This is a genomic window from Variovorax sp. 10N420 (assembly GCF_056394705.1).
The window spans coordinates 251,796-276,445 of the sequence record NZ_JBFTIJ010000004.1 but is presented as its reverse complement, the minus strand read 5'-3'; the positions used below and the strand labels follow the sequence as shown (position 1 = coordinate 276,445).

General features: G+C 62.0%; 24 protein-coding genes and 1 tRNA gene. 18 read left to right on the top strand and 7 right to left on the bottom strand.

All coding sequences use genetic code 11. From position 1 onward, the window contains the following. The first annotated feature begins 55 nt into the window (after window positions 1-55). The 6 genes from ugpB (at window position 56) to AC1DEK_RS12415 (ending at window position 7,553) form a co-directional block, all read left to right on the top strand. Window positions 56-1,366, top strand: a complete 1,311-nt coding sequence (ugpB, locus tag AC1DEK_RS12440; protein ID WP_478125536.1) for a sn-glycerol-3-phosphate ABC transporter substrate-binding protein UgpB — start codon at window positions 56-58, stop codon at window positions 1,364-1,366. 110 nt (window positions 1,367-1,476) lie between these two features. Then, on the top strand, window positions 1,477-2,358 hold the full coding sequence (gene ugpA, locus AC1DEK_RS12435) for a sn-glycerol-3-phosphate ABC transporter permease UgpA (protein ID WP_478125535.1): 882 nt from the start codon (window positions 1,477-1,479) through the stop codon (window positions 2,356-2,358). Between the two features lie 2 nt (window positions 2,359-2,360). Beyond that, complete coding sequence (ugpE, locus tag AC1DEK_RS12430) at window positions 2,361-3,212, top strand: sn-glycerol-3-phosphate ABC transporter permease UgpE (RefSeq protein WP_478125534.1); 852 nt, start codon at window positions 2,361-2,363, stop codon at window positions 3,210-3,212. A 30-nt stretch (window positions 3,213-3,242) separates the two neighbouring features. Then, entirely contained in the window at window positions 3,243-4,250 is a 1,008-nt protein-coding gene (gene ugpC / locus AC1DEK_RS12425) for a sn-glycerol-3-phosphate ABC transporter ATP-binding protein UgpC (protein ID WP_478125533.1), read from the top strand. Window positions 4,251-4,264: 14 nt separating this feature from the next. Then, the gene (gene ugpQ, locus AC1DEK_RS12420) at window positions 4,265-5,005 is read left to right on the top strand and encodes a glycerophosphodiester phosphodiesterase (protein WP_478125532.1); all 741 of its coding nucleotides are present in this window, start codon (window positions 4,265-4,267) and stop codon (window positions 5,003-5,005) included. Window positions 5,006-5,060: 55 nt separating this feature from the next. Continuing rightward, window positions 5,061-7,553 carry a DUF3772 domain-containing protein gene (locus tag AC1DEK_RS12415; RefSeq protein WP_478125531.1) on the top strand — a complete coding sequence of 831 codons (2,493 nt, stop codon included), beginning with the start codon at window positions 5,061-5,063 and terminating at the stop codon, window positions 7,551-7,553. Here AC1DEK_RS12415 and AC1DEK_RS12410 read toward each other — a convergent pair. Then, window positions 7,550-7,828, bottom strand: a complete 279-nt coding sequence (locus AC1DEK_RS12410) for a hypothetical protein (RefSeq protein WP_478125530.1) — start codon at window positions 7,826-7,828, stop codon at window positions 7,550-7,552. The two genes, AC1DEK_RS12415 and AC1DEK_RS12410, sit on opposite strands and share 4 nt — an antisense overlap. A 105-nt stretch (window positions 7,829-7,933) precedes the next feature. Here AC1DEK_RS12410 and hemA point away from each other — a divergent pair, with 105 nt between their 5' ends. The 7 genes from hemA to paeA all read left to right on the top strand — a co-directional run bounded on the left by hemA (window position 7,934) and on the right by paeA (window position 14,725). After that, window positions 7,934-9,205: a glutamyl-tRNA reductase gene (hemA, locus tag AC1DEK_RS12405; RefSeq protein WP_478125529.1), complete on the top strand. Its 1,272-nt coding sequence runs from the start codon at window positions 7,934-7,936 to the stop codon at window positions 9,203-9,205. 132 nt (window positions 9,206-9,337) lie between these two features. Further along, window positions 9,338-10,426, top strand: a complete 1,089-nt coding sequence (gene prfA, locus AC1DEK_RS12400; protein ID WP_478125528.1) for a peptide chain release factor 1 — start codon at window positions 9,338-9,340, stop codon at window positions 10,424-10,426. Between the two features lie 38 nt (window positions 10,427-10,464). Continuing rightward, window positions 10,465-11,277, top strand: a complete 813-nt coding sequence (prmC, locus tag AC1DEK_RS12395; protein ID WP_478125838.1) for a peptide chain release factor N(5)-glutamine methyltransferase — start codon at window positions 10,465-10,467, stop codon at window positions 11,275-11,277. 28 nt (window positions 11,278-11,305) lie between these two features. Further along, window positions 11,306-11,626, top strand: a complete 321-nt coding sequence (gene grxD, locus AC1DEK_RS12390) for a Grx4 family monothiol glutaredoxin (protein ID WP_478125527.1) — start codon at window positions 11,306-11,308, stop codon at window positions 11,624-11,626. Between the two features lie 117 nt (window positions 11,627-11,743). Next, window positions 11,744-12,244 (top strand): cupin domain-containing protein, encoded by a 501-nt coding sequence (locus tag AC1DEK_RS12385; protein ID WP_478125526.1) that lies wholly within the window; start codon window positions 11,744-11,746, stop codon window positions 12,242-12,244. Window positions 12,245-12,343: 99 nt separating this feature from the next. Continuing rightward, the gene (locus AC1DEK_RS12380; protein WP_478125525.1) at window positions 12,344-13,336 is read left to right on the top strand and encodes an AAA family ATPase; all 993 of its coding nucleotides are present in this window, start codon (window positions 12,344-12,346) and stop codon (window positions 13,334-13,336) included. Window positions 13,337-13,417: 81 nt separating this feature from the next. Next, window positions 13,418-14,725, top strand: coding sequence for a polyamine export protein PaeA (gene paeA, locus AC1DEK_RS12375; protein WP_478125524.1), 1,308 nt, complete (start codon window positions 13,418-13,420; stop codon window positions 14,723-14,725). A 3-nt stretch (window positions 14,726-14,728) separates the two neighbouring features. Here the strand turns inward: paeA and AC1DEK_RS12370 are convergent, their stop codons facing one another. Both AC1DEK_RS12370 and AC1DEK_RS12365 read right to left on the bottom strand, forming a co-directional pair. After that, window positions 14,729-15,400: a lytic transglycosylase domain-containing protein gene (locus AC1DEK_RS12370; RefSeq protein ID WP_478125523.1), complete on the bottom strand. Its 672-nt coding sequence runs from the start codon at window positions 15,398-15,400 to the stop codon at window positions 14,729-14,731. Then, complete coding sequence (locus tag AC1DEK_RS12365; protein WP_478125522.1) at window positions 15,397-17,145, bottom strand: proline--tRNA ligase; 1,749 nt, start codon at window positions 17,143-17,145, stop codon at window positions 15,397-15,399. The genes AC1DEK_RS12370 and AC1DEK_RS12365 overlap by 4 nt, the downstream gene beginning before the upstream one ends. A 124-nt stretch (window positions 17,146-17,269) precedes the next feature. Between AC1DEK_RS12365 and AC1DEK_RS12360 the strand changes: the two genes are divergently transcribed. Continuing rightward, a complete protein-coding gene (locus AC1DEK_RS12360) occupies window positions 17,270-17,926 on the top strand; it encodes an RNA pyrophosphohydrolase (protein ID WP_478125837.1) in 657 nt (218 codons plus the stop codon). After that, the gene (locus AC1DEK_RS12355) at window positions 17,913-18,410 is read left to right on the top strand and encodes a CNP1-like family protein (RefSeq protein ID WP_478125521.1); all 498 of its coding nucleotides are present in this window, start codon (window positions 17,913-17,915) and stop codon (window positions 18,408-18,410) included. Before AC1DEK_RS12360 ends, AC1DEK_RS12355 begins: the two co-directional genes overlap by 14 nt. A gap of 4 nt (window positions 18,411-18,414) precedes the next feature. Here the strand turns inward: AC1DEK_RS12355 and proB are convergent, their stop codons facing one another. The 4 genes from proB to rplU form a co-directional block, all read right to left on the bottom strand. Next, on the bottom strand, window positions 18,415-19,560 hold the full coding sequence (proB, locus tag AC1DEK_RS12350) for a glutamate 5-kinase (RefSeq protein ID WP_478125520.1): 1,146 nt from the start codon (window positions 19,558-19,560) through the stop codon (window positions 18,415-18,417). A 50-nt stretch (window positions 19,561-19,610) separates the two neighbouring features. Then, a complete protein-coding gene (cgtA, locus tag AC1DEK_RS12345) occupies window positions 19,611-20,666 on the bottom strand; it encodes an Obg family GTPase CgtA (RefSeq protein WP_478125519.1) in 1,056 nt (351 codons plus the stop codon). A gap of 68 nt (window positions 20,667-20,734) precedes the next feature. Continuing rightward, window positions 20,735-20,992 carry a 50S ribosomal protein L27 gene (rpmA, locus tag AC1DEK_RS12340; protein ID WP_478125518.1) on the bottom strand — a complete coding sequence of 86 codons (258 nt, stop codon included), beginning with the start codon at window positions 20,990-20,992 and terminating at the stop codon, window positions 20,735-20,737. A 12-nt stretch (window positions 20,993-21,004) separates the two neighbouring features. Further along, window positions 21,005-21,316: a 50S ribosomal protein L21 gene (gene rplU / locus AC1DEK_RS12335; protein ID WP_478125517.1), complete on the bottom strand. Its 312-nt coding sequence runs from the start codon at window positions 21,314-21,316 to the stop codon at window positions 21,005-21,007. A gap of 185 nt (window positions 21,317-21,501) precedes the next feature. Between rplU and AC1DEK_RS12330 the strand changes: the two genes are divergently transcribed. The 3 genes from AC1DEK_RS12330 (at window position 21,502) to pilB (ending at window position 24,632) form a co-directional block, all read left to right on the top strand. Next, window positions 21,502-22,494 (top strand): polyprenyl synthetase family protein, encoded by a 993-nt coding sequence (locus AC1DEK_RS12330; protein WP_478125516.1) that lies wholly within the window; start codon window positions 21,502-21,504, stop codon window positions 22,492-22,494. 36 nt (window positions 22,495-22,530) lie between these two features. Next, window positions 22,531-22,607, top strand: a tRNA-Pro gene (locus AC1DEK_RS12325). A gap of 291 nt (window positions 22,608-22,898) precedes the next feature. After that, on the top strand, window positions 22,899-24,632 hold the full coding sequence (gene pilB / locus AC1DEK_RS12320) for a type IV-A pilus assembly ATPase PilB (protein WP_478125515.1): 1,734 nt from the start codon (window positions 22,899-22,901) through the stop codon (window positions 24,630-24,632). The last annotated feature ends 18 nt before the right edge of the window (window positions 24,633-24,650 follow it).

Genomic DNA, 24,650 nt, shown 5'->3' with positions numbered 1-24,650 from the left:
ACGCGCGATCTAGCATTCGCGCGTTCATTTCTTTCAGTTTCCCTCAGGAGTCTTCATGCGATTCAAAACGCTCGCCTTGGCCTCGGCGCTTGCCGCAACGCTGTTCACACCCGCGTTCGCGCAAACCGAAATCCAATGGTGGCATTCCATGACCGCCGTCAACAACGAATGGGTCAATGATCTGGCCAAGCAATTCAACGAGAGCCAGAAGGAATACAAAGTGGTGCCGGTGTTCAAGGGCACCTACGATGAATCGATGACCGCGTCGATCGCCGCCTTCCGGGCCGGCAATGCGCCGCACATCCTGCAGGTGTTCGAAGTGGGCACCGCGACGATGATGGCCAGCAAGGGCGCCATCATTCCCGTCGGGCAAGTCATGAAAGATGCGGGCGAGAAGTTCGACCCGAGCGGCTACATCTCCGCGGTCGCCGGCTATTACACGGCGCCCAACGGACAGATGCTGAGCTTCCCGTTCAACAGTTCGACCACCATCTTCTACTGGAACAAGGATGCCTTCAAGGCAGCCGGCCTCCCGACCGACAAGGCCCCCGCCACGTGGCCCGAAGTCATCGCCGCGGCCGCCAAGCTGAAGGCAGCAGGCCACAAGTGCCCTTTCACCACGGCATGGCAAGGCTGGACGCAGCTCGAGAGCTTCTCGGCCTGGCACAACGTCGAGTTCGCGACCAAGAGCAACGGGCTCGCCGGTCTCGACGCGCGCATGAAGATCGACTCGCCGCTGCACGTGCGCCACATCGAGAACCTCGCCAATATGGCCAAGCAGGGCCTCTTCGTCTACAAGGGACGCGGCAACGTGCCCGAGGCGAGCTTCGTGTCGGGCGAGTGCGCCATGATCAACACGTCGTCGGGCTTCTACGGCAACGTCGCCAAGAACGCCAAGTTCGCCTATGGGTTGGCCCCGCTGCCCTATTACCCGGACGTTCCGGGCGCACCGCAGAACACCGTGATCGGCGGCGCCAGCCTCTGGGTGATGTCGGGCAAGAAGCCCGCCGAATACAAGGGCGTCGCGAAGTTCTTCACCTTCATCTCGCAGCCTGAAGTGCAGTCCGCCAGCCACAAGCGCACGGGCTATCTTCCGATCACGACGGCCGCCTACCAACTCACCGAGAAGTCAGGCTTCTACAAGGAAAACCCGGGCACGGACGTTGCCGTGACGCAGATGATCCGCAAGGTGACGGACAAGAGCCGCGGCATTCGCCTGGGCAACTATGTGCAGGTGCGCGCCATCGAGGACGAGGAACTCGAACAGGTCTGGAACGGCAAGAAGACTGCCAAGGAAGCGCTGGACGAGATCGTCAAGCGCGGCAACGAGCAGATCGAACGCTTCCAGAAGGCCAACAAGAGCTGAAGCCCCGCTCCCCGCCTGGCGCGGGGGGCGCCGGCCACCGGCCGATGGCGAAGTAGACTCCGCCCCGCCCGCTTCATCCGAGTCGGCGGGTTTTTCTTTTTTGAGGTTGCATGGAAAAACGGGTTGTTTTCCGATCCCGATGGCTGCCGTGGCTGCTGATGGCACCGCAGATGGTAGTGATCCTCGTATTCTTTTTTTGGCCGGCGGCACAGGCGATCATGCAGTCGCTCCAGCAGCAGGATGCATTCGGGACATCCATAGAGTTCGTCGGCTTCGACAACTTTCGCCACCTGTTTGCCGATCCGAGCTACGTCGAGTCGTTCAAGACCACGGCCGTGTTCTCGGTGCTGGTCGCGGGCATCGGGCTGAGCCTGTCGCTCGCGCTGGCCGTCTTTGCGGACCGCATCATTCACGGCGGCATGTTCTACAAGACCATGCTGATCCTGCCTTACGCTGTCGCGCCGTCGGTTGCGGCGGTGGTGTGGGTTTTCATGTTCTCGCCGTCACTGGGCGTGGTCTCTTATGCGCTCGGGAAGATTGGGTTCGACTGGAACCATCTGCTCAACTCGGGCCATGCAATGGCGCTGATTGTTCTCGCGTCAGTCTGGAAGCAGATTTCGTACAACTTCCTGTTCTTCCTGGCGGGCCTTCAGTCGATTCCCAAATCGCTCATCGAGGCGGCCGCTATCGACGGTGCGCGTCCTTGGCGCCGCTTCTGGACCGTGCAGTTTCCGCTGCTGTCCCCGACGACCTTCTTCCTGCTGGTGATCAACGTCGTCTATGCCTTCTTCGACACCTTCGCCATCGTCGATACGGCGACCCAGGGCGGCCCGGGCCGGGACACGGCGATCCTCGTCTACAAGGTCTACTACGACGGCTTCAAGGCCATGGACCTCGGCGGGTCGGCCGCGCAATCGGTGATCCTGATGCTGATCGTGGTCGTGCTGACCGTCATCCAGTTTCGCTACGTCGAAAAGAAAGTGCAGTACTGACCATGGTCGAAAAACGTGGTACTCACGGCATCCTTGCCCAAGTGGTGATGGTGCTCGGCGTCTTCATCATCGCCTTTCCGATTTACCTGGCGTTCGTGGCCTCGACGCACACGGCGCAGGAAATCGTGCAGGCTCCCATGCCGCTTCTGCCTGGAAGCCACATGCTGGAAAGCTACAAATCGGCGCTCTTCGGACGCGAGACCAGTGCCGGCTCCAATGCGCCTGTCGCGCACATGATGTGGGTCAGCCTCGTTACCGCACTGGTCATCGCGATCGGAAAGATCACGATCTCGCTGCTGTCGGCCTTTGCGATCGTCTACTTCAAGTTTCCGTTTCGGCGGTTCTGCTTCTGGATGATCTTCGTGACGCTGATGCTGCCGGTGGAGGTGCGCATCCTGCCCACTTATCAGGTGCTATCGGATCTGCACATGCTCAACACCTATGCCGGGTTGACTGTTCCGCTGATCGCGTCGGCCACGGCGACGTTTCTCTTCCGCCAGTTTTTCATGACGGTGCCGGACGAACTCACCGAGGCGTCGCGCATGGACGGCGCCAGCCCAATGCGCTTTTTCTGGGACGTGCTGCTGCCGCTGTCGAAGACGTCCATTGCCGCGCTGTTCGTGATCCAGTTCATCTACGGCTGGAACCAGTATCTCTGGCCCCTGCTTGCGACCACTGGTGAAGACATGTACCCGGTGGTCGTCGGCATCAAGCGCCTGATCGCCGGCGGCGATTCGCAGAACGAGTGGAACGTTGTGATGGCAACGGCCATCCTCGCGATGGTGCCGCCCGCCCTCGTTGTCGTGCTCATGCAGAAGTGGTTCGTCAAGGGCCTCGTGGATACCGAGAAGTAATCGGAAAGACCGAAAAGACAAGAACAGAACATGGCAGCTCTCTCGTTTCGCAACGTTATCAAGCGCTATGGGCATGGGCCCAAGGCGAACCAGGTCATCCACGGCGTCAGTGCCGAAGTCGCAGACCACGAATTCATCGTCATCGTCGGGCCTTCGGGCTGTGGCAAGTCCACGCTGCTGCGCATGGTCGCAGGGCTGGAGGAGGTCAGCGCCGGCGAGATCCGCATCGGCGACAAGGTGGTGAACAATCTCGAACCGGCCGAGCGCGACATCGCGATGGTGTTCCAGAACTACGCGCTCTATCCGCACATGTCAGTGTTCGACAACATGGCCTACGGCCTGAAGATCGCCAAGGTGCCGGTGCCCGAGATCAAGACGCGCGTTGACAAGGCCGCCAAGATCCTGGAACTGGGGCATCTTCTGGCGCGCAAGCCGCGCGAGCTGTCCGGGGGGCAGCGTCAACGCGTTGCCATGGGGCGCGCGATCGTTCGGCAGCCACGCGTGTTTCTGTTCGACGAGCCGCTGTCGAACCTTGACGCCAAACTGCGCGCGCAGACCCGCCTGGAAATCCAGAAGCTGCATCGCGAACTCGGCATCACTTCTCTTTTCGTGACCCACGACCAGGTCGAGGCCATGACGCTCGCCCAGCGGATCATCGTGATGAACGGCGGCGTGATGGATCAGTTCGGCACGCCCGAAGACGTCTACTCGCGACCCGCCACGACTTTCGTCGCAAGCTTCATGGGCTCACCTCCGATGAACTTGCTGAAGGACGCACCCGGCGTGCGAACCGGCATGATCCTCGGCATTCGGCCGGAGCACCTGACGCTCGACGCAAGCGGATGGTCGGTGCAGGTCGAGTACGTGGAAATGCTCGGCGCCGAACGTCTGATCTACGGCCGGCTCGGCGAAGAGCAGCTGGTCATGCGGGCCGACGAAAGCCAGACCCCACCCGCCGCGGGCGACACCGTGAAGATTGCCGCCCGACAGGACAAGCTTCATTGGTTCGACGCCGGCTCCGGAAAGCGCGCAGGATGAGCGCAGCGCCAAGCATGAAACGCTGGCCCTATCCGCGCTGGATCGCGCACCGCGGCGCAGGCAAGCTCGCGCCCGAGAACACGATGGCCGCGTTCCGGCTGGGCGCCGAATACGGATTTCGCATGTTCGAATGCGACGCCAAGCTCAGTGCTGATGGCGTGCCCTTCCTCCTGCACGACAGCACGCTCGAACGCACGAGCAACGGCCAGGGCATTGCGGGCGACCAGCCCTGGTCGGCACTGTCCCAACTGGATGCCGGGGCATGGCATTCGCGCCGCTACGCTGGCGAACCGCTGGCCAGCCTCGAGGGGCTGATCCGTTTTTGCGTGGCGAACCGGCATGCGCTCAACATCGAAATCAAGCCGACTCCCGGCCTGGAGCGGCCCACTGGCGAAGCCGTGGCGCGGCACGCGGCCGCGCTGTGGACCGACGCGACTCTTGCCCCGCCCTTCCTCACGTCATTTCAGCCCGATGCACTTCGGGGAGCCCTTACGACGCGTCCCGAGCTCCCGCGCGGTCTGCTGCTGGACACCCTGTCGGAAGGCTGGCTCGACGCGGCCTTGCAACTGCGCTGCTCCGCTATCGTCTGCAACTATGCGCTGTGGGACGCGACGACGGTGGCGCAGATTCACGCGGCGGGTATGCGCGCGTTGAGCTACACGGTCAATGACGAATGGGCGGCCCAGCGTTTGATCGCACTGGACACCGACGGAATCATCACCGATCGGATCGACAGGTTCAGCCCGGCAGACTGACCCTCGGGTCGCAACTCGTCGGGTCCGCCGGCTGTGCGCCTTCTATGATGAAGACATGAGCTGGCTCTCACGTCTCGCGGCCCTTTTGCTTGCCGCCATGCTTTGCTGCACGGCAATGGCGGCAAGTGCGGCACTTGCGCAGGACAACGACGCCACTGAAGTCGCCCCGAGCGTCGCGGCCCTCCGCGCCCGGCTCGACAGTCTGCCGGGAGATGTCGAGCACTCTGAAGATGTCGCCAGCATCATCACCGAGCTCAATGGAATCAGCGCCGCCGCGGAGAAAGTCATCGCCTCGCGAACCGGCGACCTGAACGATCTGAACGCGCGTCTCGGCGAACTTGGCAACCCGCCGCCCGCCGGAGCGCCAGCGGAGAACCCCGACATCACCCGTCGCCGCGCCACCTTGACCAAGGAACGCAACGCGCTGGACGCCGACATCCGCTTGGCACGGCTCGTGACCGTTGACGCCCAGCAACGCGCCAGCGACCTTCTCGCCAAGCGCAGGGCCATGTTCGAAGCCCAGTTGACCGAACGCGCTCCTTCTCCGCTCGGAAGGGAATTCTGGGGCGACATGTCCGAGGCGTGGTCCGGCGACGTCGACCGGCTGCGCGAACTCGGAAGCGAGATTGAACAAGGCGTGGAGGTTGCGAAACAGCCCGCCCATGCCTCGGCCGTGCTCGTGAGCTTGATTCTTGCGCTGCTCCTTGCGCTGCCCGGCAACTGGCTCGCGGAGACCGTGCTCACGCGGATTGCCGCGCGCGTTCTTCCTGCCGGAAGGCTGCGACGCTCGCTGCTCGTGATCGCGATCGTCACCGCCAACGTCGTTCTGGTTGGCGTGGCGGCGCATGGAGTCTTCACTACCCTCGAGCTGCACCAGATATGGGGCGAGAAGACGCGCAAGCTGGGCCAGGCGATGGTGCAGTCGAGCGTATTCATCGCCTTTGTCGTGGGTCTGGGGCGGGCTTTGCTGGCCAACGGCCGGCCCTCGTGGCGGCTGCCGCCCATCCCCAATGCGATGGCGTCTCGCCTCGCGCCTTTCCCCTGGCTGATGGCGCTGGTGGCCGTATTGGTGTGGTTGCCGACGCAGATCAACGCCTTGGTCGAAGCCAGTTTTGCCGCCGTGGTGGCCGCGCACGTCGTCACGGCCCTGGCGCTCACCGGGATCATCGGGGCGATGCTGTTGCGGCTGCGCGGCCCGCGCGAGGTGGCGCCGGCCTCCGAAGCGCTTGGGGACACGGCCGCCCCCGGTCCGGCACCTCAGGAGCCTCACGCCCCTCCTTCGCCCTCAACGGACGCGCTGGAGCGGCCGCTCTGGGTCGGTGTGCTCTTGGGGATGGTCACGCTGATCCTGGTCGTGATCTGGGTTCTGGTGGCAATCGGCTATGTCGCAATGGCGAGCTTTCTGGCCAGCCAGCTCAACTGGTCGGGCATCGTGGTGGCGGCCTTTTATGTGCTCTTCAAGTTCGCGGACGACTTCTTCATGGCCGTTGTGTCGTCGCGCAGCAGCTTCGGCCAACGGCTGCACCTGAGCTTCGGGCTGGCTCCGAGCACTCTGGATCAAGCCGCGGTCGCACTATCGGGCCTGAGCCGCGTCGCGCTGTTCTTCTACATGATCATCGCGCTGGCCACGCCCTTGGGCACGAGCCCCGGCGAGGTGTTCCAACGCAGCGGCAAGTACGGCACTGGCGTCAAGGTTGGCGAAATCCAGTTGGTGCCCGGCGCCATCTTCGCCGCCGTTGCGGTGCTCGTCGCCGGCTTCATCGCCTTGCGCATTGTCAAGAACTGGCTCGACAAACGATTCCTGCCGACCACCGCGCTCGAGCCCGGCATGCAGAGCTCGATTACCACGCTATTGGGGTACGTGGGCGGGATCATCGTGATCGCCTTCGCGATGTCGGCGCTCGGCGTCGGAATCGAGCGCATTGCGTGGGTGGCCAGCGCACTGTCGGTGGGTATCGGCTTTGGTTTGCAGGCAATCGTGCAGAACTTCATTTCGGGATTGATCCTGCTCGCCGAACGCCCGGTCAAGGTCGGCGACTGGGTGGTCCTGGGCAACGCCGAGGGAGACATCCGCCGCATCAACGTGCGTGCGACGGAAATCCAGCTGGGCGACCGCTCGACGATGATCGTTCCGAATTCCGAATTCATCACCAAGACCGTGCGCAACATGACGCTCTCGAACGCCGAAGGCCGGGTGCTGATTCGTCTTCCGATGCCCCTGACCACGGATGCGTCCCGCGCACGCGAAGTGATGTTGGCCGCGTTCGCGAACCATCCCGCAGTGCTCGCCACCCCGGCACCGAGTGTCACGCTCGAAGGCATCGAGGTGGGCTTCATGATCTTCCAGGCGGTGGCCTATGTGCAGAGCCCGCGTCTTGCGGGCGGCGCGCGCAGCGACGTGCTCTTCGCGATCCTGGATGGCCTTCGCGCAGCGGGCATGCCGATGGCCGCCTACCCCGGGGTACCGTCAGGGATGCCGGCACCCCCCTCCCCGATGGCAGCGGTGCCGCCTCCGCCGCCTAGCGTGCTGCCCGGCACTGCGACCTAGCGCCGCCAAGCTCCGGAGACGAGCCACTGGCTGGTGCCGCACGCAACCACCAATGCGGCATAGGTCGCCATCCTGCCGTCCTGGCCGAAGACGATCAGTCCGGCCAGGAGGACTGCGAACCCAACGACGAAATTGATCCCGCCCTGGACCCACAAGGCGAGAGGCTTGCCTGACCGACGCATGGCGGACCGGCCGAGAAGCGCACACAAAAAGCCGACCGCAAAAGCCGGAGCGGCGAAGTTGAGAACGTGATTGAAAAGATCCAGCGGGGTCATTCGAGGGCCATGGAGAAGCGACGTCCAGGAGATCGGAAGCCCTGGCTACGGCCATTTTCTGAAGCTCGGCCCATCCATGGGCGGCGGATTTTATAATCAGCGGCTATGTCAGTCTGGGCCCTCGGGTTGAACCACACGACCGCGCCGCTCGACCTGCGCGGTCGTTTCGCGTTCGCCATCGATCAGATCGCCCCGACGCTTCAAAGCCTGCGACATTCGTTCGGCTCCAACAAGCACCCCGACGTCGAAGCGGCCATCATCTCGACCTGCAATCGCACCGAGATCTACTGTGCCGCGAATCATCTGGCGCTCGACCATACGGTCGATTGGCTCGCCCACAGCGGAGGGGTCTCGCCAGCGCTGCTCCGCTCCCACGCCTATACGCTCCACGACGACCAGGCTGCCCGGCATGCGTTCCGCGTTGCCAGCGGGCTCGATTCCATGGTGCTGGGCGAGGCCCAGATCCTCGGCCAGATGAAAGACGCCGTGCGCGCCGCCGAAACGGCCGGTGCGCTCGGGACGACGCTCAACCAGCTCTTCCAGCGCTCTTTTGCGGTTGCCAAGGAAGTCCGCACCGCGACCGAAATCGGCGCTCATTCCATCAGCATGGCGGCAGCAGCGGTTCGGTTGGCCGGACAGTTGTTCGAGGACTTGCAACGCACTCGCGTGCTGTTCGTCGGCGCTGGCGAGATGATTGACCTGGCCGCCACGCACTTTGCCGCCAGGCAGCCCAAATCCATCGTGATCGCCAACCGCACGCTGGAGCGCGGCGAAAAACTGGCCTCGCGCTTTGGCGGCGAAGCCATGCGGTTGGCCGATCTTCCGGCACGCCTGGCCGAGTTCGACATCGTGGTGAGCTGCACGGCAAGCACATTGCCGCTGATTGGCCTGGGTGCCGTCGAACGTGCCCTCAAGCTGCGCAAGCACCGCCCCATGTTCATGGTCGACCTTGCGGTGCCGCGCGACATCGAGCCCGAGGTCAAGGCGCTCGAAGACATCTATCTCTACACCGTCGACGATCTCGCTCAGGTCGTGCAGCAAGGCCACGCCAGCCGGCAAGCGGCCGTGGCGCAAGCCGAAGTCATCATCGACGCGGGGGTCCAGAGCTTCATGCATTGGCTGGACCAGCGCGGCGCGGTGCCTCTGATCCAGCAACTCAATGCCCAGACCGACGAGTGGCGCACGATGGAGTTGACTCGCGCGCGCAAACTGCTTGCCAAGGGCGAAAGCGTCGAAGTCGTGCTTGAAGCTTTGTCCCGCGGACTCACGCAAAAGATGCTTCACGGCGCGCTCGCCGAACTGCACGCCGGCGATGCCGCCGCGCGCGAACAGACCGCCCAGACAATTTCGCGTCTCTTCCTGCGCAAAGAGCGTTAGCGAGTTTCTTTTCCGGCGCCGCGCCGCCGAAATACCCTTGCCGCCAGCCCAGTGGCGTGCGGCTCGAAGGTTCGCAAACCTGCCCCCATCCCGACCGGTCCCGCTCTCTTCCGCCCTCTCCTCTCTCAATCCGTGAAAACCTTTCTGCGTCAACAGCTCCAGCGCTACGTGCAACGCCTCGGAGAACTCGATTTCCTGCTCTCCCGGGAAGACATCATGTCGGACATGGCGCAGTACCGCACCATCTCCCGCGAACACGCAGAGGTCACGCAGATCGCGGGCCGATACAGCCGCTACCTTCAGCGAGAAGCGGATGCGGCCGGGGCGCGCGAAATGCTCGACGACCCGGACATGGCGGAAATGGCGCGGGAGGAGATCACGAGCGCCGAAGCCGAATTGACGCAGCTCGAAGAGGAACTTCAGCGCCTGCTGCTTCCGAAGGACCCGGATGACGCACGCAACGCCTTTCTTGAAATCCGCGCTGGCACCGGCGGCGACGAGTCGGCCCTTTTTGCGGGCGACCTGCTTCGGATGTACACCCGGTATGCCGACCGTGTCGGCTGGCGCTGCGAGATCGTGAGCGAAAGCGAAAGCGAACTCGGCGGCTACAAGGAAGTCGTGATCCGTATCGTCGGGGACGACGTGTTCGGCAAGCTGCGCTTCGAATCCGGCGGTCACCGCGTGCAACGCGTGCCCGCCACCGAAACGCAAGGCCGCATTCATACCAGCGCCTGTACCGTTGCCGCGCTCGCGGAGCCGGACGAGGCCCAAGCCGTGCAGATCAACCCAGCCGACCTGCGCATCGACACCTTCCGCGCCAGCGGCGCAGGCGGCCAGCACATCAACAAGACCGATTCGGCGGTGCGCATCACGCACATTCCGACGGGCATTGTCGCGGAGTGCCAAGACGACCGGAGCCAGCATCGCAACAAGGCAAAGGCGCTGCAAGTACTTTCGGCGCGCATTCAAGAGAAGGAGCGCAGCGAACGGGCGGCCAAGGACGCTGCGCTGCGCAAGGGCCTCGTCGGCAGCGGCGACCGCAGCGACCGCATTCGCACCTACAACTTTCCGCAAGGGCGGCTCACGGATCACCGCATCAACCTGACGCTCTACAAGCTGCTGGCCATCATGGAAGGCGATCTCGGCGACGTGTTGGCAGCCTTGCAATCCGCACGTGAGGCCGAGCAACTGGCCGAGCTCGAAGCCAGCTTGCCCGCGTGAACACTTCTGACGCCAATGCACCCCTGACGCCGGCTCGCATGCTCGCTGCAGCGGCCGCTCGGGGACTTGAAAGGCTCGACGCACAGCTGCTGTTGCTGCACGTGCTGGGACGCGCCGCGGACGAGCGCGCCTGGTTGCTTGCGCATGACACCGACACGCTTGCGGAAGGGATCCGGCCCGCCTTTGAACGACTTTGCGAACGGCGAATGGCGGGGGAGCCGGTCGCCTATCTGCTGGGCGAAAAAGAGTTTCACGGCCTGAGGTTGAAGGTCGACAGCCGCGTCCTGGTTCCTCGTCCGGACACAGAGACGCTCGTCGAGTGGGCGTTGCAGTGCCTGGAGGGGCTTGAAGCTCCCGCGGTGCTGGACCTCGGCACCGGCAGCGGCGCCATCGCGCTGGCGATCCAACACGTGCGTCGCGATGCTCGCGTCATGGCGGTGGATGCAAGCGCCGATGCACTTGCGGTGGCGCAAGCGAATGCGACAAGGCTCGGGCTTCCGGTGCGTTTCGCGCAGGCAGACTGGCTTGCGGGCGCCAATTGCGGGCTCGACCTGATCGTCTCGAATCCGCCCTACATCGCCAATGGCGACATCCATCTCGATGCTCTGCGCCACGAACCGCAAGGCGCACTTGTCTCCGGCGAAGACGGTCTGGACGACATCCGCCGCATCGTCCATTCGGCCCCAGCGCACCTGAAAGACGGCGGCTGGCTGCTCCTGGAACATGGCTACGACCAAAGCCAACCCGTTCGACAGTTGCTTTCCCAGGCGGGTTTTCGCGAAACCCAAAGCCGCGACGACCTCGCCGGCATCGCGCGATGTTCCGGCGGGATCTGGCGCGCGGTGAAATAATCCGCCCAGCCAAACTCAGGAGTCACCCATGTCCGATGCCCAGCAACGCATTGACGATCTCGTCAAGACCAATGATCTTGTCCTCTTCATGAAGGGAAACGCCAGCTTTCCGATGTGCGGATTCTCGGGGCGCGCGATCCAGATCCTCAAGGCCGTCGGTGTTGACCCGCGAACACTCAAGACCGTCAACGTGCTGGAAGACGATGCCATTCGCCAAGGCATCAAGGAATACAGCCACTGGCCGACCATCCCGCAGCTCTACGTGAAGGGCGAGTTCGTCGGCGGCTCGGACATCCTGATGGAAATGTACGAATCCGGCGAATTGCAGCAGATGCTGAACGCGGCCTGACGCTCGCCCCCAGCCTCGCCCACTTCGTGTGGCTCTGCACCCCCTACCGGGGGCAACACCCGCGGCCCGGCAAAGCCGGTTCCGCGGTGTTTCACGAAAACGATGGGAGAAACCGTCATGAGTCATGATCACGGGGATGATGGGCACGCCCATGACGGGCCGGCCTGGAAGCACGATGGAGTGCGCGTCATTCCGGGCAACCAGCTCGATACCAACACGGCGCAGACGCCGGGCATGAATCGGGCGGCGGCCGTCAACTTTGCGCGGGTGGGCGCTCAGAAGCTGTGGGCGGGTACCGTGACTATTCACGCCAATGCGAAGACCGGTGCGCATCACCACGGTCATCTCGAATCTGTGATCTATGTCGTTCGGGGTCGCGCCCGCATGCGATGGGGCGAGAAACTGGAATTCACGGCCGAGGCCGGTCCGGGCGATTTCATCTACGTGCCGCCGTATGTGCCGCATCAGGAAATCAACGCCAGCGAAACTGAAGCGCTCGAATGCGTGCTCTGCCGCAGCGACGGGCAGGCCGTGGCCATCAACCTCGACATCGAACCGGTCGAGAAGCCCGAATCCGTGCTGTGGGTCGATCCCACGCATCCGCAAGGCGGTATTTGAACTCTTTGCGACAAATCGACAAATTCGAGAAAACATGGGCATCTGCGAACGCCGGGCACGGCTTATGCTGTATCCAAGTGTTCGAAACCGGAGGTGTCCATGGATTCCCGCAGTCTCGTCCCAGCGTCGTCGTTCCAGTTGCCGGTCGCCAATCTGCGCAGCGTTTTTCAGACGCATGACGTCGAGCGCAAGCTCGCCAAGCTCCCCGATCGCGACCACGAGCACTTGCGAACGACCTACGAACGCATGCTCGAACGCGGTCCCGACCGCTTCCAGGTCAAACCAAGCGGCGTTCCCGAGATGTCCGGGCTCTACGCGCAGTTGCCAAACTTCACAGAAGTGCTCGACGACGTCCGGCGCCACGTTGCGCTCGCACAAGACAGCCGCGACGGCCTGGAAGTCACGCCGATGTTGCTGCTTGGGCCGCCAGGAGTCGGCAAGACTCACTTTGCGAGAAAACTCGCCGAGCTGCTTGGAACCGGAATGTCGCTGGTACCGATGAACTCGATGACGGCCGGCTGGCTGCTGTCCGGTGCATCTTCACAATGGAAGGGATCCAAGCCTGGCAAGGTGTTCGAAGCCTTGGTCGACGGTCAGTATGCGAATCCCGTGATGGTCATCGACGAAATCGACAAGGCAGGTGCCGACAGCCAATACGACCCGCTCGGCGCGCTCTACAACCTGCTGGAGCATGACACTGCGCATGCGTTCGTCGATGAATTTGCCGAAGTCCCGATCGACGCCAGCCAAGTGATCTGGATCACCACTGCAAATGACGAGCGCAGCATCCCCGAGCCGATCCTGAACCGGATGAATATCTTCGAGATCGAGGCACCGTCGCCGGATGCGTCGCGTCAGATCGCGCGCCAACTGTATGCGTCGATCCGGGGAGAACACGACTGGGGCCGGCTGCTGGCCGAAGAGCCGTCCGACGACGTTCTCGACCAGCTCGCCATCCTCTCGCCGCGCGAGATGCGGCGTGCGCTGATGACCGGATTCGGCAACGCCCGTCTGGCGCACCGGGGCGAGGTGCGCGTGGAGGACCTTCCGCGCGTCAGCACGCATCGAAACCGCATCGGCTTCGTGCAGTAGACGCGTGGCGAGGCACAGGGATCGGCTCAGGAAGGAAGGCGCTCGGCTCGTGGCACCATGTCGGTCTTCATCGACTGATCCATGACCCTGACTCAAAGCCTGCTCGTGATCGTTGCCCTTATCGCGACGAGCGCCTTCTTCTCCCTCGCCGAAATCTGCCTGGCCGCTTCTCGTCGCCTTCGCCTGCGTCAGATGGCGGACGAAGGCGACGCGCGCGCCGAGCGCGTGATGCGCATCCAGGAGCAGCCGGGCCACTATTTCACCGTCGTCCAGATCGGACTCAACGCGGTTGCCATCCTCGGTGGCGTCGTCGGCGAAGGTTCGCTGAGCCCCTACTACGCGCGCTTGTTCGAGCTTTGGTTGAGCGTAGAGGCGGCGCAGACTGCTGCCTTTCTCGCCTCTTTCGTCACGATCATTGCGGTGTTCCTCGTGTTCGCCGACCTCTTCCCGAAGCGGCTTGGCATGAGCAGCCCGGAGCAGCTTGCAGTTCGCATGGTCGGCCCGATGCAAGTGCTGATCACCACCTTCAAGCCCTTGGTGTGGTTCTTCACCACCAGCACCGACGTGCTCTTCAAGGTGCTCGGCATGCCCATGCAGCGCGACGAAAAGATCACGTCCGCCGACATCCTGGCGATGACCGAAGCGGGTGCCCGTGCGGGTGTTCTTGCGCTGCGCGAGCAGCAAGTCATCGCCAACGTGTTCGAATTGGATACGCGCCTAGTCAGCAGCGTCATGACTTCGCGGGAGCGCATAGCCTGGTTTCTCCGGGACGACCCGGAAACAGTGCTGCGCGCGCGCATCGTGGCCGAACCGTTTTCCGCCTACCCGGTGTGCGACGGGGACATCGATCATGTTCTCGGCTACGTGGACGCCAAGGACATGTTCCAGCGCGTGCTCAGCGGTCAGCCGCTCTCGTTCGAGCACGGCCTGCCATTGCACAAGGCGCTGGTCATTCCAGACAGGCTGTCATTGACCGAGGTCCTCGAACAATTTCAGCAGGCCCACGAAGACTTCGCGATCATCGTGAACGAATACAGCCTGGTGGTCGGCGTGATCACGCTCAATGACGTGATGAGCACAGTGATGGGCGACCTGGTCGGCGTGCAGGACGAAGAACAGCAGATCGTGAAGCGCGATGAGAACTCATGGCTGATTGATGGCGTGACCCCGATCCAGGACGTCCAACGAGCACTCGACATCGAGGAATTGCCGCACCCGGACGAGTACGAGACGCTCGCCGGCTTCCTCATGGTGATGCTTCGCCGCGTTCCCAAGCGGACGGACAGTGTGAGTTGGGCCGGCTACAGCTTCGAAGTGATGGACGTGGACAGTTTCCGAATCGACCAGGTGATGGTCACCCGCACGGCCGCGATCACCGCGAAGGTCTGAGGCTCAGTCCGGCCGCACATCCCGGCGTGGATCCTTGAACATCCACAGCCGCTGATTCGCGAACACTGCGTCGGGGTAAGGCGACTTGCCACGGCTCCCGTTGTAGCGGCCGAGCGTCATGAAGAGATCACCCGATTCCCGGTCGAGATAATGGCGCAGGATCACGCAGCCGAAGCGCAGATTGGTCTGCATGTGAAAGAGCTTCGACGGATCGCCATCGCCGATCACTCGGGTCCAGAACGGCATGACTTGCATGTAGCCTCTCGCGCCCGCGCTCGACATGGCGTACTTGCGAAAGTTGCTTTCCACCTGAACCAAGCCGAGCACGAGACTGACATCCAGACCGGCCCGGCGAGCCTCGTACCAGACCGTTTGCAGAAATTCCTTTCGCGTCGGCCAGTCGGGCAGCTTTTTCTTGAGGCGTTCGCTCATTTCGCCGAGCCAGCGCAAATAGGACAGGCGAGATTCGGTGTCCTTGAACTCCGGGACTGGCGGTGCGTTGTTGCGAATGGCCGACGTCAGCGCAGTGCGCACTGAGTCAATGAGCGGTTCCTCGATCTGTGCGCCGGCGAATGCCGGACGGGGCAATGTCAGGCACAACGCGCCGGAGGCCGCAGCGCCCAGACAGAGTCGCCGCGAGAAGCCGGCCGCATCCATGGGCCCCGCCAAGTTCATGCCGCAGCCAGTTTGTCGGCAATGAAATCCGCAATTCCGCTGACAGGCACCTTCGTCGCACCCGCATCGCGGCGATGTTGATATTCGAACTGGCCTTCCTTCAGCCCGCGGTCGGAGATCACGACGCGGTGCGGTACGCCGATCAATTCCCAATCGGCGAACATCGCGCCTGGGCGCTCGCCGCGATCGTCGAGCAGTACATCGACGCCCTCAGCCAGGAGTTGCTCGTAAAGAGCTTCCGCCGCAACCTTGACTTCTGCGCTGCGATCCATGCCGATGGGGCAGACCACCACGGTGAAAGGTGCGATTGCATCGGGCCAGATGATGCCCCGGTCGTCGTGGTTTTGCTCGATCGCCGCGGCCGGCAGCCGGGTGATCCCGATGCCATAGCAGCCCATCTCGAGAAACTGGGGCTTGCCCGCTTCGTCGAGAAAGGTCGCATTCATGGGTTTGCTGTATTTGGTGCCAAGCACAAATACGTGGCCGACTTCGATGCCGCGTTCAATAGCCAGAACACCCTTCCCATCGGGCGACGGATCGCCGGCAACCACGTTGCGGATATCGGCAACAAGGTCCGGCTCAGGCAAGTCGCGACCCCAGTTGACACCGGTCATGTGGAAATCGACCTCATTGGCGCCGCAGATCCAGTCGGCCATGACGGCAACCTCGCGGTCGGCCACGATCTTGAGCGGCTGCTTCAGGTTCAGCGGGCCCAGATAACCCGGCTTGCAGCCAAAGTGATCCTCGATTTCGGCGACGGTGGCGAAGCGGAAGCCTTGGTCGAGGCCCGGCACCTTGCTTACCTTGATTTCGTTCATCTCATGGTCGCCGCGAATCAGCAGCAGCCAAACCTGGACGCCGACGAGGTTGCCGGCCGCATCTAGCTTGTCGGTCGCCAGGACCAGAGACTTCACGGTGGTCGAGAGCGGAACGCCCAGCAATTCGGCCACGTCCTCACAGGTACTCTTGCCAGGGGTGGGCGTCTTGGTGAGCGGTTTCGTCGCAGCGGCGCGCGGTCCCGCCGGGGCAAGCGCCTCGGCTTTCTCCATGTTGGCGGCGTAGTCGCTGTCGGGGCAATAGACGATGGCGTCCTCGCCGGTGGCTGCGATGACCTGGAATTCCTGGCTCACGTCGCCGCCGATGGCGCCGCTGTCAGCTGCCACAGCACGGTAGCGCAGGCCGAATCGATCGAAGATTCTCCGGTAGGCATCTGCCATCACCCGGTAGCTGGCTTTGGCGGCTTCGAGGTCGCGATCAAAGCTGTAGGCGTCCTTCATGATGAACTCGCGCCCTCGCATCAGGCCGAAGCGCGGACGCCGCTCGTCGCGGAACTTGGTCTGGATCTGATAGAGGTTCTTTGGCAGTTGCTTGTAGCTGCGAATCTCCTGGCGGGCGATGTCGGTCACGACTTCTTCGCTGGTCGGCTGGATCACGAACGAACGCTCATGGCGGTCCTTGATGCGCAGGAGCTCGAGGCCATAACCCTGAAATCGACCGCTCTCTTCCCAAAATTCGGCGGGCTGCACCACGGGCATGGTCAGCTCGACCGCGCCCGCCCGATCCATTTCTTCACGGACGATTGCCTCGACCTTGCGAATGACCCGAAGGCCCATCGGCATATAGGTATAGATGCCGGTGCCGAGCTTCTTGATCATGCCCGCGCGCATCATGAGACGGTGGCTCGCCACTTCGGCGTCAGCCGGCGCCTCTTTGAGGGTGGAAATGAAGAATCGGGAAGCTTTCATTGGACGCGCAAATGAGGGATACGGGCAGGGCTCGAATGACAGGGCGGAAGCGCCCGGAACTGGCTGCTTGCCGTACGCAAGCCGGCAGGCATAATCGGCTCAGTTCAAAAATTGGGGTTTGATTATGCTCGACCGGGACGGCTTCAGGCCCAACGTCGGCATCATCCTGCTCAACCAGAGAAACCAGGTTTTCTGGGGCAAGCGTATTCGTACACACTCCTGGCAGTTTCCTCAAGGCGGCATCGATCGCGGCGAAAGTCCCGAGCAGGCCATGTTCCGGGAATTGCACGAGGAAGTGGGCCTCCACCCGGAGCATGTGCGCATCGTGGCCCGTACCCGTGACTGGTTGCGCTACGAGGTGCCGGATCGGTTCATCCGCCGTGACGCGCGCGGCCACTACAAGGGTCAAAAGCAGATCTGGTATTTGCTGCAGTTGATCGGTCACGATTGGGATCTCAACCTGCGCGCCACCGACCATCCGGAATTCGACGCGTGGCGGTGGCACGACTACTGGGTCCCGCTGGACGTCGTCGTCGAATTCAAGCGCGGCGTCTATGAGATGGCATTGACCGAACTCGCCCGCTATCTCCCTCGTCAGGATTTCCGCAACCGTTTTCTGCGCAGCAACGTGCGCGCACGAGAATTTGAGCGCCACCCGTCCGGCGGGGGCCATGAACCTACTTTCGAGCTGCCGCCCGGTGCCAGCTTCGACCCGAATCCGAATGCCAATATTGCGAACGACTCTCCCTCGACACCTGACCCATTTCATGCGCCGCGTTAGCTGGAACGTGGCCATTGCATGCGCGATTGGAGCTTCGAGCCTCGCCCACGCGCAATTGTTCGACGACGCCGACTGGAAGGAAAGCGAAGCGCCCCCACCTCCCGCCTTCGCTCAGGACAAGCTGATCGACATCGACATGCCACGCTACATGAGCCTGAAGTTCGGCGTCGATCCGGCCACCATCAAGGTGACAGGCGACGGCATCGTCCGCTACGTGGTCGTCGCTGCCAATCGTGAAAACGGCGGATTCAACGCCTTCTACGAAGGCATCCGCTGCGCAACCGATCAATACAAGACCTACGCCCACTTCAGCAACGGCGCGTGGGAACAGCAGCGCGATCCCGAATGGAAGCATTTCAATGAGAGGAGTTCGCGCTACGCCAAGGCGCTGGCCCACCAGGGGCTGTGTCGCGGCCATGCTCCGCGCGCGTCCGTCAGCGAGATGGTTCGATACCTGAAGGCCCCGATCCGCGAGACCGAATGATTCGTCAGTGGGCGCCAGGCATCAGGACCATGTTGTCCCGATGGACCATCTCAGCCTCAGCGACATAGCCGAGAAGCCGCTCGAATTCCGCTGACGGCTTGCGGCAGAGCATGCGGGCCTCAGCACTGGAATAATTGGCCAGACCACGCGCGAGTTCAAATCCGCGATCATCTCGTATGGCGATCACGTCGCCGCGCGAAAACTCACCCTCGACAGCGGTCATGCCGATCGGCAACAGGCTCTTGCCTTCGGTGCGCACCTTGGTGGCCGCACCTGCGTCGACCGATACGGCGCCACGCAATTGAAGATGATCGGCCATCCAGCGCTTGCGCGCCTGATGTTTGGCGGTTTGGGCCAGCAAAAGCGTACCAATGGACTCGCCGCGCGAGAGCCGAAGCAGTGCATCGGGCTCGCGGCCCCAGGCGATCACGGTCGATGCGCCAGACGCTGCAGCGCGCTTGGCTGCGAGGATCTTGGTAATCATCCCTCCGCGGCCGATGCTGCTGCCGGCGCCACCGGCCATGACCTCGAGTGCAGGATCCCCCGCCGCAGCTTCATATACGAAGCGAGCATCGGGAGCTTTGCGTGGATCTGCAGTGAAAAGGCCCTTCTGGTCCGTCAAAATGACCAGCGCGTCGGCCTCCACCAGGTTAGCGACCAACGCGCCCAGCGTATCGTTGTCGCCGAACTTGATCTCATCATTGACGACCGTGTCGTTCTCATTGATGACGGGAACCACGCCAAGCGCAAGCAAGGTCACGAGAGTGGAGCGCGCATTGAGGTAGCGCTCGCGATCCGCAAGGTCTGCATGCGTCAGCAATACCTGTGCACTACCTATCCCGTTTTCGCGCAGCTTCGTTTCGTAGATCTGCGCCAGACCCATCTGACCCACTGCCGCGGCTGCCTGCAGTTCATGGACTTCATGCGGGCGAACACGCCAACCCAGTCGCTTCATCCCTTCGGCGATCGCACCGCTCGACACCATCACGACCTCTCGGCCATCGCGCACCAGCGTTGCGAGTTGGCGGCACCACTCGCCAATGGCGTTTTCGTCGAGGCCTCGCCCTTCATTGGTGACCAGGCTTGAGCCCACCTTGACAACGATGCGGCGCGCATCGTGGAGCACGGATGAAGCAGAACTTGAAGGCATGGAGCTATGACTGACTGGATGGCTGCTGGAATGTCCGCCTTGGCTTGCACTCACGAAAACCGCGGATCGATTTCGGTCGGCGGCTGCTCAGCCACCTGTTGAGCCTTGACGTGCTGATAAATCGCCTGCACCAGAGGCTCGCACCCTTCTCGGGTGAGCGCGGAGATCTCAAAGACCGGCCCTTTGAACCGCAATCTCTTGACGAAATCCTTGACGCGCGCGGCGCGGTCGTCGAGGGGGATCATGTCCAGCTTGTTCAAGACTAGCCAACGAGGCTTCTCATAGAGAGCGGCGTCGTATTTCTTGAGCTCACCAGCGATCGACTTCGCCTGGGCCACCGGATCGACGCCCTCATCGAACGGCGCCAGATCGATGATGTGCAGAAGAAGTCGGGTGCGCTGCAGATGACGCAAGAACAGGTGGCCGAGGCCGGCGCCTTCGGACGCGCCTTCGATCAGTCCCGGGAGATCGGCGACTACAAAGCTCTGCTCCGGGCCTACGCGAACGACCCCGAGGTTCGGGTGCAGCGTCGTGAAAGGGTAATCAGCGATGCGAGGACGAGCGTTCGAAATAGCACTGATCAGCGTCGACTTGCCGGCATTGGGCATGCCCAGCAAACCAACGTCGGCCAACACTTTGAGTTCGAGCTTGAGGCTCTTCTTCTCGCCGGGCCACCCAGGAGTTTTCTGGCGAGGAGCGCGATTGATGGCGCTCTTGAATCGCATGTTGCCAAACCCGCCGTCGCCGCCCTTGGCAATCGTGATGACCTCGCCGGGCGTCAGCAGTTCGTACAGCACCTCGCCGGTTTCCGCGTCGGAAATGATGGTTCCGACCGGCATCTTGAGCGTGATGTCGTCGCCGGCGGCACCGAACATGTCCGACCCCATCCCATGCTGGCCCCGCTTGGCCTCATGTCGGCGCGAAAAGCGGAAGTCAACCAGAGTGTTGAGGCTCGGATCAGCTACAGCGAATACGTGGCCACCTCGCCCTCCGTCTCCGCCGTTCGGTCCACCGAATTCCTTGTACTTCTCATGACGGAACGACACGCAGCCATTGCCGCCATCGCCGGCGGCAATGTCGATGAAGGCTTCGTCAACGAACTTCATGAGGTATCCAGTTTACAAATGAAGAAGCCCCGGCAAAGCGGGGCTCCGAAAAGATCGAAGTGACTGGCTTAAGCCGGGGTCACGTTGACCATGTGCTTGTTAAGTGCGCCCTTGGTCCCGAAGGAGACGTGGCCATCGACCAGCGCAAACAGCGTATGGTCTTTGCCGACACCGACGTTGACGCCGGGGTGGAATTGCGTGCCGCGTTGACGCACGATGATCGAGCCTGCACTGATCAACTCGCCGCCGAAAGCCTTCACCCCGAGCATCTTGGGCTTCGAGTCGCGCCCGTTTCGCGTAGAGCCGCCGCCTTTTTTCTGTGCCATGGAATCAACTCCTTAGCCGGCAATCGCGCCAATTTGCAATTCGGTGAATTGCTGGCGATGGCCTTGACGTTTCTGATAATGCTTGCGACGACGCATCTTGAAGATGTGAACCTTTTCGTGCTTGCCGTGCGACAGCACAGTGGCTGTTACAGATGCGCCGGACACCAGGGGCGTACCAACCTTGATTTCGCTGCCGTCGCCGACTGCGAGAACTTGGTCGATCACGATTTCCTGGCCTACGTCCGCAGCAATCTGTTCTACTTTAATTTTTTCGCCGGAAGCAACGCGATACTGCTTGCCACCGGTTTTTATGACCGCGTACATGTGGACCTCTTGGGAAAAGATGGCTCTACGGCAAATTCCGCAGAGCCCAAGATTCTAGCATGCACCTGCTGGCCAAGCACCCACACCTTATCGCCTCAGGCCTGCAAAGCTCTGGCCTCTCTATAATCAGCGCTTCCGGCCCAGCGCCATCGTCGCCCCCTTCGCAGCGCGCAAGCGCCCTCGCCTTGTCAGTTCTCGCCGCAGATTCTTCCCCCGTCGCCAGCGTCCTCAGCCTGATCGCGGAGGATATGGCCGGAGTCGATCTCGTCATCGAGCGCCGCCTAGACACTGGTGTTCCGCTCGTGAGTCAGGTGTCAAAGTACATCATCTCTGCGGGCGGCAAACGCCTGCGCCCGGCGCTGCTCCTGCTGATGGCCGGTGCACTGGGTTACAAGGGCGAACAGCGCTTCAACTTGGCTGCCGTTGTGGAATTCATCCATACGGCGACACTGCTTCACGACGACGTGGTGGACGAATCAACGCTTCGGCGTGGGCGGCCGACCGCGAACGAATACTTCGGCAACCCCGCCAGCGTACTCGTGGGCGACTTTCTCTATTCGCGTGCATTCCAGATGATGCTGGACGCACACAACATGCGCGTCATGGAGATCCTCGCCGAGGCAACCAACGTCATCGCAGAAGGAGAAGTTCTCCAACTTATGAACATGCATGACGCCTCGCTGGACGAGGAAGCCTACCTCAAGGTGATTCGCTCAAAGACCGCCAAGCTCTTCGAGGCAAGCACTCGCCTTGCCGCGGTACTTGCCGATACAACACCCGAAATCGAAGAGGCATGTGCCACCTACGGGCAGGCGCTCGGCACAGCATTCCAAGTCATCGACGATGTTCTGGACTATGCAGGCGACGCGAACGAAACCGGCAAGAACGTCGGAGATGATCTGCGGGAGGGCAAGACGACCCTTCCCTTGATCCTGGCAATGCAACGAGGCAACCAACGCCAACGAGACCTCATCCGCACAGCCATCGAAGCTGGCGACACAACGCAGTTGCCGCAGATCGTCGCCATCGTGCGGGAAACGGGCGCTCTCGAGGCGACAAGGGATGCTGCGGCCGCAGAAGCTCAGCGCGCCATTGATGCGCTTCATGGTTTTCCTGCGAATTCGCACTCTGCCGGTTTGCTACAATTAGCGGCTCAGTTGCTTGAGCGACGCGCCTAAGTCACCCACAAAGGACGACTCTCTTTTTCGCAACATCGGGGTGTAGCTTAGCCTGGTAGAGCGCTACGTTCGGGACGTAGAGGCCGGAGGTTCGAATCCTCTCACCCCGACCAGATATCCGCTGGAAACCAAACGTCCCAGCACATCAATCTGCCTGCCCTGCAAGGGGGCGCGAAGTGCAGATCATCTCCTGAAGGTCCTTCAATTCCCTCGACCTCCTCGGTCTGCTGCTAAGATGCTTTTTCGTCTTCTGACAGAGGCCGGAGCCCACAATCTTCGCTGCGGAACCACCTTTCAAGCTGCAAATGCCAAATGCTCCGCGACGGACGCCTCGCAGAGGTTTACAGCCCCGGAGTGATCAGCGATGATCGTGAAGCACTTTTTCACGTTTCTTACATTGTTGAATGGCCGCTGCCGAACCCCTTGTTAAAGAAAGCTCGCCTGTAGCCCTTCCGGGCTTGGCGCGCGCATTGGTCTCGGCTGGAAAACTCCCCGCCAAGGTTGCGGAAGACATTTATCAGAAGTCGCTTAGCGGGCGCACCAGCTTCATTGCAGAGCTGACTGGCACGGGCGCTGTGTCGGCAGCTGACTTGGCGCATACGCTTTCCACAGCTTTCGGGGCACCGCTGCTCGACCTCGATGCCATTGATCCACAGCGCCTTCCCAAGGACCTGCTGGACGCCAAGCTCTGTCAGGCCTACAGGGTCGTTGTGCTCAGCAAGCGCAATAATCGTCTCATTGTTGCCACAGCAGATCCTTCCGACCAGCAAGCTGCCGAAAAGATCAAGTTCGCCTCGCAGATGGGCGTCGACTGGGTCATCGCCGAGTACGACAAGCTCTCTCGCATGATCGAAGCGGCGGCCGTCACGGCCTCCGAAACCATCGACAGCATCATCGGCTCCGAGTTCGAGTTCGACGAGATCTCGACGGATACGCCCGGCGAGACACCCGACCAAGCCGTCGCCGAGGTCGAGGATGCGCCAGTCGTCCGGTTCCTCCACAAAATGCTGCTCGACGCGTTCAGCATGCGCGCATCTGACATCCACTTCGAGCCCTACGAGCACAACTACCGGGTTCGCTTCCGCATCGACGGAGAACTGCGCGAAATCGCGAGCCCGCCAACCGTCATCAAGGACAAGTTGGCATCGCGCATCAAGGTGATCTCGAGGCTGGACATCTCGGAGAAGCGCATTCCCCAAGACGGCCGGATGAAGCTGAAGATCGGTCCTGATCGCGTGATCGACTTCCGGGTGAGCACCCTGCCGACCCTTTTCGGTGAAAAGATCGTCATCCGTATTCTTGACCCGAGCAGTGCGCGGCTGGGCATTGATGCCCTCGGCTATGACGCCGACGAAAAGGAGCGTCTGCTGCAAGCCATTGCCAGGCCTTATGGGATGGTGCTGGTCACCGGGCCCACGGGCTCCGGCAAGACGGTGTCGCTGTACACCTGTCTGAACATGCTCAACAAACCGGGCGTCAACATCGCGACGGCGGAAGATCCTTCCGAAATCAATTTGCCTGGCGTGAACCAGGTCAACGTCAACGACAAAGCAGGCCTGACTTTTGCCGCAGCACTGCGTGCTTTCCTGCGCCAGGATCCCGACATCATCATGGTCGGCGAAATCCGGGACTTGGAGACCGCCGACATTTCGATCAAGGCCGCCCAAACAGGTCATCTTGTGCTCTCGACTCTGCATACGAATGACGCCCCTACGACCTTGACGCGAATGCGTAATATGGGAATCGCCCCCTTCAATATTGCGTCGAGCGTAATCTTGATTACTGCACAGCGCCTTGCAAGACGCTTGTGCACGGTTTGCCGCGCGCCGTCGGACGTGCCCAAACAAGCGTTGCTGGACGCCGGCTTCAAGGAGCACGATATCAATGGCACCTGGAAGCCCTATCACCCCGTCGGATGCTCTGCCTGCAATGGTGGCTACAAAGGTCGCGTCGGCATTTACCAAGTGATGCCGATCAGCGAGGAAATTCAGAAGATCATTCTTCGCGACGGTTCCTCACTGGACATCGCCAAGCAAGCCGAGGCCGAGGGCGTGCGTTCGCTCCGTCAGTCAGGATTGAAGAAAGTCATGCAGGGACTGACGTCACTTGAAGAAGTGCTCGCGGTCACCAACGAGTAGCACCGAGAAGCGGAGAAT

Coding starts and splice junctions, on each gene's coding strand:
- ugpB (WP_478125536.1), top strand. CDS start 56: ATGCGATTCAAAACGCTCGCCTTGGCCTCGGCGCTTGCCGCAACGCTG.
- ugpA (WP_478125535.1), top strand. CDS start 1,477: ATGGAAAAACGGGTTGTTTTCCGATCCCGATGGCTGCCGTGGCTGCTG.
- ugpE (WP_478125534.1), top strand. CDS start 2,361: ATGGTCGAAAAACGTGGTACTCACGGCATCCTTGCCCAAGTGGTGATG.
- ugpC (WP_478125533.1), top strand. CDS start 3,243: ATGGCAGCTCTCTCGTTTCGCAACGTTATCAAGCGCTATGGGCATGGG.
- ugpQ (WP_478125532.1), top strand. CDS start 4,265: ATGAAACGCTGGCCCTATCCGCGCTGGATCGCGCACCGCGGCGCAGGC.
- AC1DEK_RS12415 (WP_478125531.1), top strand. CDS start 5,061: ATGAGCTGGCTCTCACGTCTCGCGGCCCTTTTGCTTGCCGCCATGCTT.
- AC1DEK_RS12410 (WP_478125530.1), bottom strand. CDS start 7,828: ATGACCCCGCTGGATCTTTTCAATCACGTTCTCAACTTCGCCGCTCCG.
- hemA (WP_478125529.1), top strand. CDS start 7,934: ATGTCAGTCTGGGCCCTCGGGTTGAACCACACGACCGCGCCGCTCGAC.
- prmC (WP_478125838.1), top strand. CDS start 10,465: ATGCTCGCTGCAGCGGCCGCTCGGGGACTTGAAAGGCTCGACGCACAG.
- grxD (WP_478125527.1), top strand. CDS start 11,306: ATGTCCGATGCCCAGCAACGCATTGACGATCTCGTCAAGACCAATGAT.
- AC1DEK_RS12385 (WP_478125526.1), top strand. CDS start 11,744: ATGAGTCATGATCACGGGGATGATGGGCACGCCCATGACGGGCCGGCC.
- AC1DEK_RS12380 (WP_478125525.1), top strand. CDS start 12,344: ATGGATTCCCGCAGTCTCGTCCCAGCGTCGTCGTTCCAGTTGCCGGTC.
- paeA (WP_478125524.1), top strand. CDS start 13,418: ATGACCCTGACTCAAAGCCTGCTCGTGATCGTTGCCCTTATCGCGACG.
- AC1DEK_RS12370 (WP_478125523.1), bottom strand. CDS start 15,400: ATGAACTTGGCGGGGCCCATGGATGCGGCCGGCTTCTCGCGGCGACTC.
- AC1DEK_RS12365 (WP_478125522.1), bottom strand. CDS start 17,145: ATGAAAGCTTCCCGATTCTTCATTTCCACCCTCAAAGAGGCGCCGGCT.
- AC1DEK_RS12360 (WP_478125837.1), top strand. CDS start 17,270: ATGCTCGACCGGGACGGCTTCAGGCCCAACGTCGGCATCATCCTGCTC.
- AC1DEK_RS12355 (WP_478125521.1), top strand. CDS start 17,913: ATGCGCCGCGTTAGCTGGAACGTGGCCATTGCATGCGCGATTGGAGCT.
- proB (WP_478125520.1), bottom strand. CDS start 19,560: ATGCCTTCAAGTTCTGCTTCATCCGTGCTCCACGATGCGCGCCGCATC.
- cgtA (WP_478125519.1), bottom strand. CDS start 20,666: ATGAAGTTCGTTGACGAAGCCTTCATCGACATTGCCGCCGGCGATGGC.
- rpmA (WP_478125518.1), bottom strand. CDS start 20,992: ATGGCACAGAAAAAAGGCGGCGGCTCTACGCGAAACGGGCGCGACTCG.
- rplU (WP_478125517.1), bottom strand. CDS start 21,316: ATGTACGCGGTCATAAAAACCGGTGGCAAGCAGTATCGCGTTGCTTCC.
- pilB (WP_478125515.1), top strand. CDS start 22,899: ATGGCCGCTGCCGAACCCCTTGTTAAAGAAAGCTCGCCTGTAGCCCTT.